Here is a 17,019-nt window from a genome sequence, read left to right on the forward strand (position 1 = left end):
ATAATAATTGCATTTATTGGTTGGATTGGTTTTTCAATTTACATGATAACAATTCTACGTGTAAGGAAGGATCTTCAATCTGTTAATCCTTACATCTATGATACGATACCATCTGTATTTACCACTTTAGGTGTTTTAGGCACGTTTCTCGGTATCTATTTTGGACTTAAAGACTTTGATGTAAACAATATCAATGAAAGTATACCAAGTCTTCTGGAGGGACTTAAAACAGCTTTTATAACATCCATTTATGGTATTGTTTTTTCTGTAATATTCTCAAAAATTTCTAAAGGAGTGTATGGATATGTCGAATCAGTTCAACCACCTAAGCCTTCAGATGAGATTTCAGCAATTAATGCAATTTCTGATCAATTAATCAAGAATCAGGAAGCTTCAGATAAAAATTTCAAATCTCTTGAAAAGGCTTTAATAGGAGAAAATGAGGATTCATTGTCTATGCATTTGGTGAAAATAAGAAATCAGAATAGTGAAATACTGACTAAATACTCTACGCAAGAAGAAGTACTGACCAAAATTCAAAAAGCTTTAGGTGGAGATGAGGAAACAAGTCTCTTGACTCAGCTTCAAAAGTTAAGATCTGAACAAAATGGTTACGCTCAAGACAATAAGAAAAATATCGATTGGATCGTGAGCTCAATGGATAAAAACAATAAGGTCATTGAGGAGAAATTCAAAGAGTTTGCAGAGCTCCTTGCTAAAAATAATACAGAAGCTTTAGTGGATGTTATGAAGAAAGCAACTGAAGAGTTCAATAGCCAGATGTCAGAACTGATAAACAAGCTTGTTCAGGAAAATTTTGCCGAACTCAATAACAGTGTCAAAATGCTTAATCAGTGGCAGATGGAGAATAAGGAAATGATCCTTTCTCTTACTGCCCAATTCAAATCTGTATCTAATGATTTCACGATCTCTTCAGCTGCATTGAAAGAGGTGTCTACAAACACCTCTACTTTAACAGATAAGAATAGCCAACTTATTCAGATAGTTGACTCACTCAAAAAAGTGATGGTAGACGATACCAAATTTACCCAAATCACAGATAAGGTTTCTGGAGCAGTTGATACTTTAAAACAGAACATTGAAGCATTTGATGAGACTACTCAGCAACTGAACCAATGGGTGAAGAAACAAAGGGATTTCTCAGACAGCGTTTCAAAACTTTTAGTAAGGTTAGAAGAAATTGATAAGATCAAAGATATCAATGAAATTTTCTGGAAGGATCTCAAGTCACAGCTTAATGATGGAGTAAGTATAATTGAAAAGTCAATCAAGGACTTGGATGGTGAGGTAGAGAATATTCATGCACATTTCTATACGAAGCTCAATGATACTTTCCAAAATCTTGATAACTTGATACAGAGGATAGTTGCACAATACAATTAATATCGTCTATGTCACTTACTAAAAAAGCAAACAAACCAGACGAGAGTAACTGGATATCTTTCTCAGATATCATGACTGGTCTAATGGTGATATTTATGTTTATTGCCATATCCTATATCCTTGAAGTACAGAAGAAGCAAGATGAGAGGGATGAGTTATTTGAAGAATTCCAAGCAACAAAAGAAAGCTTGTATTTTGCACTGGACAGTGCCTTTCGAGATGAATTTCAAACTTGGAAAGTAGAATTGGATAAGGATCTTTCGATTAAGTTTACCAACCCCGATGTCCTATTTGCTTCAGGGCAAACAGAAATACGACCTTATTTTCGAGAGATCTTAGATCAGTTTTTGCCAAGATATTTTGAAATAATTTTACAAGATAAGTATCAGGATAAAATCTCAGAAGTAAGGATAGAAGGACATACGGACCAAGTTCCTGCTTACAATTTTGATCCGGATCCTTATATTGGTAATGTAAAATTATCCCAATTAAGATCAGCTCAAGTACTAAAGCATTTTAGAAGCATGCCTTACTTTAAAGAGTTACCAGGGGATACTGTGGACTTATTGCAGTTTTGGTTAACAGCGAATGGTTTGTCATATGGTAGAACACTCGATACAAATAAAACACTCACAAAAGACTCAGGTCTTGAAGCGAATAATGATTTTTCAAGAAGAGTGGAATTTAGAATTATCACTACAAGTGACAAACTGGTTGAAAAAGTAATCAATGAACTTACTCAAAAATGAGAAATACATTTCAGGACTTTGAGCTTTATAAATTTGAGCAGCTATCGAAAGCATTAGATAGGTGGGGTTATCCAAAAATCGATTTTGAAAGTGGATTTAAAGTCATCAAAGGGGTAGATTTTGAGAAGGCATACAAAGCAGGGGATATTAGATTTGAGGCTGATGGTATTTACCTTGATTATGAAGGTTTAAGTCTTAAGGGGTATATGTTTATTAGAGAGCCATACATAGAAGCACATAATTCCTATCCAAAATTTCATATTGTAAAGTGCAAGACTATTAAGGATTTTTTGGAAAGAGGTCTATTTGATAAAAGATATGATTTTTCAAATTCTGAAGTTAATGATCTAATTGATATGACTTCAAGAAATTTGTATAAAGATGAAGAGCTTGGATTATGTAAAAACTGTAAAATGATCTTAAATTCAGAAATTGATACCACAAAAGACTTTTATCAACTGTTGGGAGATCAAGAAAAAGTAGATGATGTAGAGGTTGACATTTTTGGATATGCCAAGGGCTGGGATCAGATAAGTAGAGCTTATCGAGATATGCATGAATACAAATGTGAAGAGTGTGCAATTCAAATGGAGAAAGCCCTTGATAAGAGATTTATTCATGTCCATCATATAGATGGAGTAAAAACCAATAATACTGAGGCTAACTTTAAGTGTCTCTGTATTTTATGTCATGCAAATCAAGATCATATCCATATTGAAAATTTCAAAAAAGGTTCTCGTGCTACAGAATTAAAACTTTTTATTGAAAAATATAAGTCCAAACTTACTATTTTAGGGAATGAATATTTAAAAGCGTTATAACATACGTTATAACTTTCCTTTTTCAATACCCTATCAATAACAATAACTAATGTCTACAAGGTTTTTTACCAACGAACAAAAGAATACACTCCTTCAAAAATTTAAAGGGATCTTTGAGAATAATCAAGACATTGAGTTTTTCGATGCATTAGTAGGGTATTTTAGAGCTTCTGGATATTTTAAGATTAGACCCTTCCTCGAAAAGGTTCCCAAGATTCGTATTCTGGTAGGAATTGACGTAGATAAGATACTTGCAAAATATCAATCCAAAGGTCTTCTATTTCAAGGTGATGCAAATCAGACAATGGTAGAGTTCCTGTCGGAAGTTAAATCAGACATTCAGGACGCGCCATATTTAAAGGAGGTGGAAAGCGGTATCATCCAATTCGTAGAAGATATAGCTTCTAACAAAATTGAGATTAAAGCTCATCCAAGTAAAAGGCTGCATGCAAAGATTTATATTTTCAGACCAGAGGGATGGAATGAACATAAAACAGGATCAGTAATAACAGGATCATCTAACCTTACAGATAGTGGACTTGGTGAGTCTGACACTTTCAATTATGAATTCAATGTGCTTTTGCATTACTATGATGATGTAAAGTTTGCAACTGATGAGTTTGAGAGACTTTGGAAGGAAGGAGTGCCAGTTCTTCCTGTAGAGATTTCAAGGCTTAAGAAAGAAACATTCCTGAATGATGACTTTACACCGTTTGAGGTCTATATAAAGTTTCTTATAGAGTATTTTGGGAAAAGTGTGGAGTTCGATCCAAATTCAGTAACAGACCTGCCAGATGGCTTCAAAAGACTTTCTTATCAGATTGATGCTGTAAATGAAGGTTATAAATTACTTCAAAAACACAATGGATTTTTCTTGTCTGATGTGGTAGGTTTAGGGAAGACAGTTGTAGGAACTTTGATTGCCAAGAAGTTTTTTTACTCCAATGATTTCCCATCTCATATTTCTAATATTCTGGTTGTAGTTCCTCCAGCGCTTAAGCCCAACTGGGAGGAAACCCTTGAGAAATTTCAGCTTAACAATTATAAGATCATCACCAATGGAAGTCTCCATCAAATCATGGATGCTGAGAAATATGATATGGTGATAGTGGATGAAGCCCATAAGTTTAGAAATGATACAGCTGAAGCTTATAATCAGCTTCAGAAGATATGTAAGACAAAAACACGGAGAAGGTTAAAAGATGGAACCAAGGCAGATAAGAAAGTCATGCTAATATCTGCTACACCTTTGAATAACAGACCTGAGGATATTGCTAATCAAGTTTATTTGTTTCAAGACTCCAAAGACTCTACGCTTGAAGTTTCTAACCTTCAGCATTTTTTCAGAAATCATATAGATGAATATCGAAAGTTGAAGGACAATTCTGATATAAAGATTGTGCAAGCAGAGGTTAAGAAAATTTATGAACAAATAAGAAAGATGGTCATTCAGCCACTAACGGTTAGAAGAACCAGAACGGATTTGAATGCACATGAACTCTATCATTCTGATCTTGAAGAGCAAGGTATTGTCTTTCCTGATATTGAAAAGCCAAGGAAAATCTTCTATGAATTGGATGATCAATTAGATGACCTTTATGATGATACCATGAAACTCTTAAGTCACGAGGAGTATGGAATCAAATATCTAAGGTATCAAGCAATCAAATTCTTAAGACCAGAGAAAAAGCTAAAGTATAAGAACGCAGATGTGGCTTCCCAAGCCTTGGCTAAGATAATGAAAATCATGTTGGTAAAGAGGATTGATAGTAGTTTTCATGCATTCAAACAGTCTCTCAATAGATTTACCTTGGCCACAGAAGCTATGTGTAGGATGTTTGATAATGGAAGAATATACATCGCTCCTAATATCAATGTGAATGAATATGTCATGGAGGAGCGAGAGGATGAATTACTCACAAGACTGCTAACCTTACAAGAAACTGATCCAACAATAGAGATTTGCACAGCTGATGATTTTGTTCATGGTTTTCATGATGGATTGCTGAGAGATCTTGATTTACTCAAAGATTTGAATCAGAAATGGCAAGCTGTTTTTCAAGATCCGAAGCTTGATGAGTTTCTTTTTAGATTAAATGGTGAATTAATGAAGCCAGCAATCAATCCAGCTCAGAAGCTTGTAATCTTTTCTGAGTCAAAAGAAACGACAACTTATCTCGTGAGTAAGTTAAAAGAAAATGGACGAGAAGATATTCTTGAAGTTCATTCTGATAATCGAGATAAACTCAAAAGTGTCATTAGAGAGAACTTTGATGCGAACATACCAAGAACTCAATACAAAAATGATTTCAATATCATAGTGGCGACAGAGGTACTTGCTGAAGGGATCAACTTACATAGGTCCAATGTAATTGTAAATTACGATACACCGTGGAACTCAACAAGATTGATGCAGAGAATAGGACGTGTGAATAGAATAGGTTCTGTTGCACCAAAAGTCTATATCTACAACTTCTATCCAACAGCAAAAGTCAATAATGACATTGAACTGGAGAAGCGGGCAATCATGAAACTTCAAGCATTTCATTCGGCATTGGGAGAGGATAGTGAGATATATTCTCCAGATGAAGAGACACAAACTTTTGGACTCTTTGACAAAGATGTTGATGAGGATAAAGATGAAAAGCTGGCATTCTTGATGGAGCTAAGAAAATTCAAATCTGAGAACCCTGAGCTTTTCAGGAAAATCAAGAACTTACCATTAAGAGCTCGAGTAGGTAGGAGGTCAAAGCTAAAAGCTGGTACTACGATCAGTTTTATGAGGAATAACCGCCGAGATGCATTCTATTTTATCAAAGAGACTGGACAACTTGAAGAGTTATCCTTTGTAGAAACAGCTAAGGAGTTTAGTGCCATGGCATCAGAACATGGGATACCGCTTCATGGAAAACATCATGATCAAATCAATATAGCCTTGGAAGATTTCTACAACAAAATCAGACAAGAGATGGCCAGTAATCAGGTTGTAGATACAACGCAAGGTCCTAACGAGAAAAAGGCATTGGCATATCTTGATGGGTTTTTGACATTTCCTTTTGCATCTAATGAAGAAAAAAAACTGATTAAGGCAGCAAAAAACGCCATCAAATTAGGGAAGTTTCAAAGGCTACAGCGAGATGTAAATAAATTGAAAAAGGATGCGAAAGCTGTTCGTCTAAAGCCCATCGACCTCTTAGATGCGATGGTCAAAGTAATCAATCAATATCCCGTACTTCAGAGTGATACTATGGAAGACCGTCCAACCGTGACAGTTAGGTCTTTTGAAAAGTTAAAACCTGAAATCATTATTTCTGAATCTTTTTCTACTAATTCATAATCATCATGACTCAACAAGAAATTCAAAAACGACTCAATCAACCTTATTCTACCGAAAACTGGAAAGAAGTTGTTAAAGAAGTTTTTCCTAATGTCCAGCTCTTGGATCCTATTCAGAATATTCCTGTAGATAATGATAAAGTAGAGTCATTCCGACAGCTCGGAAATGTGAAATTAAATGATGGTAAGTCATTGGCACTCTTTGAGCTAAAATTAAAGAATAATGTAAATCTTATCAGGAACCGGGTAGAGCTGAATAACCTTGTATCTCAATATATTGATCAAGATCAAAGCCATGGTGTGCTCTCCATTTTTGAGCAAGGGGGCGATGATTATCGTTTTACCTTTTCTGCAAGGGCGACAGAGTTTGATGAAGTTGAGGCTGATTTTGTCACAAAAAAAACAGATACCAAGCGCTTCACTTACCTCTTAGGTAAGAATGAAAGCTGTAAAACTCCTGCTTTAAGGTTATATGACCTCAGTACAAAAAAGAGCGATGCTGATATGAATACCATTCAGGACGCTTTCTCTGTAGAAAAGCTCAGCAAGGAGTTTTTTAAGGATTACTTGGTTCATTATAAACGAATGGTAGATTACTTGACCGAATCTCCGAGCTACAAATCTTCGATCTTTAAAGGGGATGAAAAGGCCATTAGGGATTTTGTCAAATTGACATTAGGTAGGTTAGTATTTATTCAGTTTTTGCAAAAGAAGAGATGGATGGGTGTTCCTACAGAGGATTCAGGATGGAATACTGGCGATCCTACTTTCCTAAAGAATTCCTTCCATAACTTTACTCCAAAAGATGCTTTTTACAGTAACTTTCTGGAGCCATTGTTTTTTGAAACACTCAATAAAGATGGTAGACCGAATTTATTATTCCCCATTACTGGAACAAAAGTACCTTATCTGAACGGAGGATTATTTGAAAAAGGAAAAGAAAACTCACATTTGATTAACTTTCCATCAGCTTATTTTGATGAACTATTTGAATTTTTTGATCGATACAATTTCACCATCGATGAGAGTGATCCTAAGGAACAGGAAGTCGGGATTGATCCGGAAATGCTCGGGCATATTTTTGAAAATCTGCTTGAAGATAATAAAGATAAAGGGGCTTATTATACTCCAAAGGAAATCGTACATTATATGTGTCAGGAAAGCCTTCTTGAGTATTTGAAAACCTTTCTAAAAGAAAATGGTAAATGGCCGAAACATGAAGCAGAACAAAAAGATCTTCAAGAATCACTTTTAAATTTTATTAAAAAGAAAGAAGGCTCAGGCATCATCGAGTACGATCGTGAATTAGCCATAGCACTTCGTGATGTCAAAATTTGTGATCCTGCCATCGGTTCTGGCGCCTTCCCTATGGGCTTACTAACAGAGATTTTTCAAGCTGTTTACATCCTTTTCCATGCAAGTAGGGATGTTGTGGGAGAAGAATGGAGAATGAAAGAGTGGAAACCCAATTTGGTTAAAAGGAATATTATTCAAAACTCCATCTACGGCGTTGACATGGAAAAGGGTGCTGTGGATATTGCCCGTCTTCGCTTTTGGCTCAGCCTTATTGTAGAAGAACCAAAACCTGAGCCATTACCTAATTTAGATTATAAAATCGTAGTAGGCAACAGCTTGATAGGTAAACTGGGAGAAATAGTAATTGATATAGACTGGAGTTTGGACGACACTTCATATGGTTTATTTGGAGCAGAATTGGCTCAACGAAAAGCAGAGCTTTTAAATAAATTAAGTATAGAACAAAAAGAGTTTTTCAACCCGAAAAGTAATAAGAATAAGCTGTCAACAGAAATTCGAAATCTAAAAATTGATCTTCTCTTAATCCAATTGGAACTAATGGTGAAAACCAAAGGTATAGAAACTAAACCAACTGGAACAAGCAGAAAAATAGCAGAACAAACTCGATTGTATCTACAAACTTTAGGATGGAAAGAAGGTATCAAGCAATTACTACTCTTGAAAAAACAACCAGAAAAGCCACTCAATTTTTTTGATTGGAAGTTAGATTTTTCTGAAGTAGTGAATGAATCAGTGTGCTCAAATTCGGGATTTGATATCGTTATTGGAAATCCGCCTTATATTAAAGTACAAAACATACCCAAACAAGATGCATTAACATATAAGGAAAAATACCAATCTGCAACTGGGAAGTATGATATCTATTTGTTATTTATAGAGCATTCTTTTGAAATTCTTAAAAAGAATGGTAGTGTAATTTTTATTAACCCTCATAGATTCATAATAGCAGATTACGGAAGGGAAATTAGAAACGTACTTAAGGAAAAGAATTGGATAAAGTCAATTTTATACTTTGGAGTTAATCAGATTTTTAGTAACGCAACAACATACTCTGGAGTTTTTCACTTTAAAGAAAACTCAAATTATGTTGAATATTGCGAGCCAAAAACGAAGAATCTACATGAATTGAAATTTTTTGAAATACCATATTCATTACTTGGAGACACTTGGCTAATTACTACTGATAGTAATGTTATTAGAGTTCTAAATCAAATAAAGTCTTATCCAAGCATATTAAAATATTGTGAAGGGATTTATCAAGGAATTATTTCCATAGGAGATAAAATATTCATGTTCGATGGTAAAGAAGTAGGAGAATTGATAAATGGAGTTTCTGAGGAGACCAATGAGAATATAACTATAGAATTACAAGCAGTTAGACCAGTATTGAAGGGGGAAGATATAAGGAGATACAAACCCTTAAAAAAGAAGAAATACACTATTTTTCTTCATGAAGAAAATTCTAAAGGTAAAACAATACCCATTGTAGAAAATGATGTTAAAACAAAATTTCCATTAACATACAATTATTTAAACCAATTCAAAAATGAGCTTGTAGCAAAAAAAATAAGCTATAAAACAAATCCAGATTATTGGTATAGCCTTCATAGAAGCAGAGAATTAAGTATTTTGAATAAAGAGGGGAAAATAATAACCCCACAACTTCAAAATAAGCCAAATTTTACAATTGACTTTTCCGGTAAATACTATCCGGACGCTGGTGGATATATTGTAGCTCCAAAAAAAGAATTCCAATACTTATCAAAGTCTCTCTTAGCAGTCTTAAACTCAAGACTTTTCTATTATTTTATTGTAAATACAAGCACACCTTACAACAACAATTACTACTATTTTAAAACAAATTATATAGAACCTTTTTGCATACCAGAAAACATTGTAAAAATTAATGATCTATTATCAAAAATAGTAACAATAGTCCTTCATTGTAATAAGGATTTTAATATTGACAATTCAATACCTAATTCACATATATCAGAATTTTTTGAGGAAATAATTGATGCGTTGATTTTAGAATTATACTTCCCAAATGAATTTCAATTAAAAAAAATATCTATAGAAGAATCTGCTAAAACATATTTTCAGGGTTTTGAAAATATTGAGAATTTACTTGAGGAAGAACAAATTAAATCAATAAAAAACATGTATTCTATCCTTATAGAAAAGGGAAACCTTTTAAGAAATCAAATCAAATTGATGAAAATAGAACTCAAAGAATTAGTTCTCCCTGTTTTAAGTATTTAGGTATGCAAAAGGTAAAGACAATAACATTAAGAAACTTCAAATATTTTTATGGAAAAGAGTTAGAATTTTCCCAAAATAAAATTGAGTTAGGAGAAAACAACTTACTTCTTTACGGTGAAAATGGAAGTGGCAAAAGCTCGATCTATTGGGCATTATACACTTTTCTACAAAGCTCAATTAAAGACCCAACTACTGAAATTATAAAATATTTCGATCCAAATGACAATCAAAATTTAAGAAACCGCTTTGCTCTTCCCACTGAAGAGTCAGGAATTATCTTAGAATTCACTTCACCAACTGGGGGAACGATAAAGGAGTTGAAGCGTAATTCGGACGAATCATACAACATCAACACCCATTTAGACCGATTTACTGAAGCTGCTCTCAAAGGGAGCGATTTTATTAATTATAAATTCCTTTCCAAAGTTTATGATTTTCGTAATAGCGAACAAATTGATTTGTTTGAAATTTTTGAACGAGAAATTTTCCCATTCATAGATTTTGAGGAGGCATATCCAGAACTTAATGGCACGCTATCCACTAAAACATACGCAAGCGATTGGTGGAGATTTATCAAAAGTTGTCCAGAAGCTCTTCCCAAAAAAATAAATAAAATTTCTGAAGGTTCTTCAGAGTATAAAAGGTTCCAAGAAGAAATAATACCAAAATTCATTTTTCTACTAAAAAAATTTTTGATTGATATTACCCAAGGAGCAAATGAATATTTGGAAAAGGAATTTAAGGAGGATTTCAGCATCAAGTTCGATTTGGATGCTATTACATGCGTATTTAATCAACTGGTTGAAGGTAAGACAAAACAAAAAGACGGGATACTCTATAATCCAAAAATCCCACTCTTGGTAAAGTTTAACCATGAAAGTTTACCTGAATTAAAAAGAGAAATTTTAAAACCCCATACATTTTTAAATGAAGCTCGTTTAACAGCTATTGCATTAGCCTTAAGGTTGTCTATTTTAGATAGACGACCAGTATTTGAAAATTCAGCCCGAATATTAGTTTTGGATGACTTGTTACTTAGTCTTGATATGAGTCACCGAGATAAGGTTTTAGATATTATATTAAGCCAAACTTTTATTGATACCTATCAAATTTTAATCCTTACCCATGATAGAGCTTTTTTCAATATGTGTAAGAATCGAATAAATGACAGGTTCGACACAGGTTGGCTATTCAGGGAAATGTATCAACACCAAACAGAAACTGGTATACCTTGCCCATTTATTCCTGAACCTGATAACTATTTAGATTTAGCTAAAAAATACCTCAAGGAGTTCGATTACCCTGCCAGTGCCAATTATTTAAGAAAAGAATCTGAACGAATTTTTAAATATTTGTTACCTAAAAATCTTTGTCTTCAATTTAAAGAAGATAAAGGTATGGTAACTATTCAACTCGATACTCTAATTTCAAATTTTCTAAAGTATTTCAAAGAACTGGGGGGTGATGTTGAACCATTTAAAAAACTCAAAGAACATAAAGACTTACTTTTGAATCCGCTTTCACATGACAATACTGATGCACCCATTTACAAACGAGAGCTTGATACCATTATAGAACTTTTAGAAAAACTAATTTTATTAAAGATACAAACAATTGCATTAACGGATTCAGATGATTTATTGCCATTGACTCTAAAAGAAATAGACCCAAGTGGTGATGAATGGCACTATTTATTTACTGTAAAGGAAAATTTTAGAGCAATAAAAGATTTAAACAATCAATGGAAGATATCAAATCCTGAATGTCATTTTATTAGCAGGAAAAATATAACAAAAAACCTGACTACAGAAGTTTTAGGTAATAATTCTAAACTTGAATCAGGATATGGAAATATTAGACATGCCCTTGGAATCAAAACAAAAGTCAGTGATAATAAGAAAGATCTTAAAGAAATAATCTTTAAGGGCGAGCAGAAACTAATTGAATTTTTGGGATAACAAGCATAATTTAAATTTCACTTTAATCTCTATAAGAAGATCTTGGAAATGGCGAATACTTTACATAAGAAAGTCCTTGAATTTTTAGAAAACTACAGAAACTTGCATCCTGAATTTTTATATTGGACCAGAGAAAAAAACACTAAAGGCCGGTTAAAAGATGGTTATTGGTTTCAGGGTACCGATGATTATGCCTTTGTAGGCTTATATGATCGGAGTGGTGGTACCAATATGACGCGAAGTCTTGGATTAGTTTTTTCCATGAATCCAGATGGTAACATCAGTCTTACTTTCCAAATTGCTTTTAATGAAGAAACGGATAAAAGACTTCTGAGATTTTATCAAGACTTGATAGATACCTTTGGCGATTTTAAACAGGTTACAGAAACTCGATTCGACAAAATTCTGTCTGATGACAATGCATTCGAAGAAGCAGAAAACTTTCTAAATCAAGTCAAGCCACTAATTGATCAAAAGATAATGGATGCTGGCTTAGAGGAGATATTTATTGAACCTCTTAAGTTTGAAAAGAACCTACAGAAAATTCGAGAATACCAAACCAAGTTGGCATTTGAGGCTAATTCCAGAAGGATTATTATGGCAAGCATCACTTGGAACTCAAATCAATGGAAAAGTTTAAGTAATGATCCAAGTAATCATGGTCATGTAAAAGGAGGAGGACAGGCAAATGAAAGTTGGAATTTTGATTTTGAAAACAAGCGAAATACAGGCGATGAAGTAATAGGTTATGCCAAATTCACCAATCCACCGAAAGTAGATAGCGACGATAATCTTGTTATTTTTTATTCACAGAAAAAGATTGTTGGCTTTTATGGAAAGGCGAAGATTTTAGAACAAAAAAAAGCTAATGAGTATTGTAATCTGAGTGGATCAAAAAGTCTAAGTGTCGGATTAGACAATCATATTGTAAAGGTAAAAGAAAAAGGATATTTAGAGGATAAAGAACGAATTGGAAGGATAGGGTTTATATATCTGAATGAGCCAAATACAATTCAAAATATTCTTCAAGAGGCCCTTCTCCTGAACCCTCACCAAGCCAAGTCCATTCAAGCGATTCAAGATTGGTTAGGTTTTAAGCCCACAAATGAGGCTAACTACTGGATTTTTCAAGGCAATCCTAAAGTTTATGATTTTCATGGAGCAATTGCTGCAAATGCTATTCGATCATGGACAGTCAATACTCATAAGAAAAAAATAAAAATTGGAGATAAGGTCATTTTGTGGTTGACAGGAAAAGAACCAGGCTGTTATGCCTTAGCTACAGTGACATCAAACTTATTTCATAGAGTAGATGACAAAGACGAAGCTAAATTTTATACCGATGGAAAGGGTGCAGGAGAAGGTAATGCTGTAGAAATCAAAGTTGATTATAACTTGAGTGAAACACCTGTTCTCAGGGAGACGCTTAAAGATTTACCAGAATTTGACTCTTTCAATGGAGGAACCCAAGGCACCAATTTTACTGCTACTAAAGAACAATACGATACCATTTTAAGACTTATCACTATGGCAACTACTGAATCATCACCATTGAACCAGATATTTTTTGGACCTCCTGGTACAGGAAAAACATATCATACCATTGATGAAGCGGTTAAGATTGTGAGTCCCCATCGATACAAGGAAATCAGAGACGATCGGGATCTGCTTAGAGAAGAATACGACAAGAAATTCATTTTTGATTGGGAAGCATCCAGTGGTCAAATAGGATTTTGTACTTTTCATCAATCCTTTAGCTATGAAGATTTTGTTGAAGGGATAAAACCATTAGATCCTGAAGATGGAGACACTTATTTGAAATATGAAACTCAGGAGGGAGTTTTCAAACGTATCTGTCGCTTGGCGGAAGATAGTTTGAAGGCAGGAGAGAAAAAGAAACAAATACTTTTTACATTACCTCAATCTGAATTTGATCAATCCCATTTTTATAAAATCTCATTAGGCGAAGCCAATGTCCCGACTGATCAAGAAATCTATGACTATTGCATGGAAAAAGGACTGATAACACTTGGTTTTGGTTCTGAAATAGATTTAACAGGAAAAAATGAATCCGAAGTTAGCGAGTTGTATAGTCAGAGATATAAAGATGGAGGTGCTCAATTTTTAAATTACTTTAAGAATTACTTAAAGGTTGGGAACTATGTTTTAGTATCTCGAGGGAATCATTATGTACGGGCATTGGGAAAGGTAAGTGGAGATTATTTTTATGATCCTGCAGCTCCTATTCGATACAAACATTTCAGGAAAGTGGAATGGCTATTCAAAGATCAAGATATTCCCATTCAGGAGCTTTATGAGAAAAACCTTTCTCAACAGAGTATTTATAAACTTAAAAAGGAATGGATCAAACCTCAGTTCTTTGTAAAGAAAGCGGCAGATGAAGTTGATATTGATTCAAAAGATCCGAAAAAGTATGTCTTGGTCATAGATGAAATTAACAGAGGGAATGTCGCCAGTATTTTTGGGGAATTAATTACACTGATTGAAACAGATAAGCGTGCGGGTTCAACAGAAGAAATGAAAGTTGTTCTACCTTACTCTAAGCAAAAGTTTTCTGTCCCATCTAACCTTTATATCATAGGTACAATGAACACTGCGGACCGAAGTATAGAAGCTTTAGATACAGCATTGAGACGTAGATTTTCCTTCAAAGAAATGTCTTCTGATCCTGAACTTCTAAAATCTGAAGGAAAAATAGGTCAGGAAAAAGGTGGTATTATCGACAGTATAGATGTGGTTCTAATGCTACAAAAAATCAATGATCGTATAGAAAAACTAATAGACAAAGATCACAAAATCGGACATGCGTACTTCATGGAAGACACAACTGTAAATGATCTCAAAAGAACCTTCAAAAACAAAGTGATTCCTTTATTAGAAGAGTATTTCTTTGGGGACTTTGGTAAGATTGGTTTGGTTTTAGGTTCTTCTTTTATTCAAGCAGACCATAACAAAGATTTTGACTTTGCCGAATTCAAAGATTATGATTCAAACTTAAAATCTGATTTAAAGCAGCGCAAGGTATATAAGATTAATCCAGAAGAAGAGTGGGAGTTTAAGTCTATTTATACCCCAACAGTCAAATAACCTTTTCCTGATGAGCAGAAGTCCTGTCATTCGAGTTTTTGAATATGAATCCCTGACAACATTTGATCAGGGAGATGGGAGATTTCTGTATGCATCGGAATTGGATCGCTTATACGAATACAACGATCGTAATGGGAACAAATATTTTACAGGAATCAGAAATGGAATCAAATTCAATAGCTATGTAGGAGTGATCCAAATCGGAGGACTGACAATTGAAATTTTACCCAAAGCCGATAAAGAGTATCAACCAGACGAAGCAGAGTATCTAAGGTGGCAACGAGCGCTCTTGGACATGCTAAACTATTGTCACTATATCAAAGTCAATTCGGTATCAGAGGCAGCCTTAGAAGTCCGTCACAATAGTATTCTTGATCTTTATTTTCAGCTGTTTCTCGATGAGGTTAAGTTTCTATTGAGAAAAGGTCTTATTAAGCAATACAGAAAAAATTCAGGTAACCTAAATGTCGTTAAAGGTAGGATTCTCTTCAGTGAGCAAATTAGAAAGAATCTTGTGCACCAGGAAAGGGTCTACACCGAACATCAAACTTACGATACCGAAAACCTGTACAACCAGATTTTACTCAGAGCTCTAACAATACTTGGGCGAATTTCTTACAATCCTCAAATCAAGGATCAAATCCACAGAGTGAAGTTAGACTTTCCTGATATTCAGGAAATACAGATTAATCATTCTCACTTTTCTCGACTCAAAGAAACCAGAAAAACCAAGCCATATCAAGATGCAATCAAAATTTCCAAAATGATCATCTTGAATTACTCTCCTGATATTCGATCAGGTAGGGAGGATATGCTTGCTTTGCTTTTTGATATGAATAAGCTTTGGGAGGAATACATCTATAGGGTATTACAAAGCGACCCTGAATCAGGCTATGAAGTGAGTTTCCAGAATTCGGAAGATTTTTGGGAAAGCAAGACCATTCGTCCAGATTTGGTTTTGAATAAGAAGGGGAGTACTGAAAAATTCGTCATTGACACCAAATGGAAAATCGTTGAAGCCCATAACCCTTCCGACGATGATCTCAAACAGATGTTCGCATACAATCTATATTGGAATGCCGGTAAGAGTATCTTACTATATCCTGGTTCCGAATCGATAGAAGAGAAGTACGGAAACTTCCACAAAGGGAAGGTCGGTGACAATATGTGTAAAGTAGGTTTTATCAATGTTTTAGGGTCTAATGGAAAGTTGGATAGAGGGATTGGGGAGAGGATATTGGGGAAGTTGGAACTATAAAATAATCAATTATGGATTCAAAGGATAACTTAGAAGAGCCACTTTGAAAGTCAACTTTGGAACAAAAGTTTGAGACTTATAACCATCAGTTAGACCAAACAGCTGAGTGGATCTTATCTCAAATGAAACAAACCGATGATAAGTGGATTATGCCTTGGCACCAGGGCTTACCTCAGGCAGTAAATGCCAAGACAGGAAAGTTTTATGGAGGGAATAATCAAATGATCCTTTGGAAGACATGTGTTGAGAGGGGATATTCTCGTAACAAGTGGGCTACTTTTTACCAGTGGTCAAGTGTCAAAGCTAAATTGAAGCGTGGTGAAAAAGGAACCTTGATATGTATTGCAATTCCGAAAGACAAGAATCTGAAAAAAGAGAATAATCAATTGATTCTTTTTGATAAGTATAATCAAGATACATTTTCCAAAATGAATGTTTATTTCAACTTTCGTTTTAAATATGTATTTAATCAATCTCAGGTAGAAGGGTATTTTGGTGATCAACCAGATCTTTTTTGCCCAGAACCTGATCCAGATCAACTGATTCATAAGCTTATTAAAAATAGTGAAGCAGATATAAGGGAGGGGGGTGATAGAGCCTGTTATTACAGCCTTAAAGATTATATTCAAATTCCAGAATTATTCAGGTTTAAAGGAAATAGCATAGCTCAATCGAAAGATGATTATTTCAGTACTTTGTTGCTGGATATTCCGGAGCATGTTGACCCCTCAGAATCGGAATGTTTTTGTTTAGTGAAAGTGGCCTGATTGGCCAGATTCGACTGACATTCCGGCGGATGTTGACCC

The 17,019-nt window shown here is 34.4% G+C and carries 9 protein-coding genes; all 9 read left to right on the forward strand.

The genetic code is table 11. The features are described from left to right. The first annotated feature begins 42 nt into the window (after nucleotides 1-42). The 9 genes from IEV57_RS06670 to IEV57_RS06710 all read left to right on the forward strand — a co-directional run bounded on the left by IEV57_RS06670 (nucleotide 43) and on the right by IEV57_RS06710 (nucleotide 16,980). Nucleotides 43-1,404, forward strand: a complete 1,362-nt coding sequence (locus IEV57_RS06670; protein ID WP_188440881.1) for a MotA/TolQ/ExbB proton channel family protein — start codon at nucleotides 43-45, stop codon at nucleotides 1,402-1,404. 8 nt (nucleotides 1,405-1,412) lie between these two features. Further along, complete coding sequence (locus tag IEV57_RS06675; RefSeq protein WP_229744253.1) at nucleotides 1,413-2,153, forward strand: OmpA/MotB family protein; 741 nt, start codon at nucleotides 1,413-1,415, stop codon at nucleotides 2,151-2,153. Continuing rightward, the gene (locus tag IEV57_RS06680; RefSeq protein ID WP_188440882.1) at nucleotides 2,150-2,974 is read left to right on the forward strand and encodes a hypothetical protein; all 825 of its coding nucleotides are present in this window, start codon (nucleotides 2,150-2,152) and stop codon (nucleotides 2,972-2,974) included. The genes IEV57_RS06675 and IEV57_RS06680 overlap by 4 nt, the downstream gene beginning before the upstream one ends. 49 nt (nucleotides 2,975-3,023) lie before the next feature. Continuing rightward, complete coding sequence (locus tag IEV57_RS06685; protein ID WP_188440884.1) at nucleotides 3,024-6,311, forward strand: helicase-related protein; 3,288 nt, start codon at nucleotides 3,024-3,026, stop codon at nucleotides 6,309-6,311. A gap of 584 nt (nucleotides 6,312-6,895) precedes the next feature. Next, a complete protein-coding gene (locus IEV57_RS06690; protein WP_188440885.1) occupies nucleotides 6,896-9,889 on the forward strand; it encodes an Eco57I restriction-modification methylase domain-containing protein in 2,994 nt (997 codons plus the stop codon). 2 nt (nucleotides 9,890-9,891) lie between these two features. Next, a complete protein-coding gene (locus tag IEV57_RS06695) occupies nucleotides 9,892-11,847 on the forward strand; it encodes an ATP-binding protein (RefSeq protein ID WP_188440887.1) in 1,956 nt (651 codons plus the stop codon). A gap of 48 nt (nucleotides 11,848-11,895) precedes the next feature. Continuing rightward, nucleotides 11,896-14,955: a DUF8426 domain-containing protein gene (locus IEV57_RS06700; RefSeq protein ID WP_188440889.1), complete on the forward strand. Its 3,060-nt coding sequence runs from the start codon at nucleotides 11,896-11,898 to the stop codon at nucleotides 14,953-14,955. A 10-nt stretch (nucleotides 14,956-14,965) separates the two neighbouring features. Continuing rightward, nucleotides 14,966-16,213: an McrC family protein gene (locus IEV57_RS06705; RefSeq protein ID WP_188440891.1), complete on the forward strand. Its 1,248-nt coding sequence runs from the start codon at nucleotides 14,966-14,968 to the stop codon at nucleotides 16,211-16,213. A 56-nt stretch (nucleotides 16,214-16,269) separates the two neighbouring features. Beyond that, the gene (locus tag IEV57_RS06710; RefSeq protein ID WP_262891040.1) at nucleotides 16,270-16,980 is read left to right on the forward strand and encodes an ArdC-like ssDNA-binding domain-containing protein; all 711 of its coding nucleotides are present in this window, start codon (nucleotides 16,270-16,272) and stop codon (nucleotides 16,978-16,980) included. The last annotated feature ends 39 nt before the right edge of the window (nucleotides 16,981-17,019 follow it).

The organism is Belliella aquatica (assembly GCF_014637795.1).
Taxonomy (GTDB): Bacteria; Bacteroidota; Bacteroidia; order Cytophagales; family Cyclobacteriaceae; genus Belliella; species Belliella aquatica.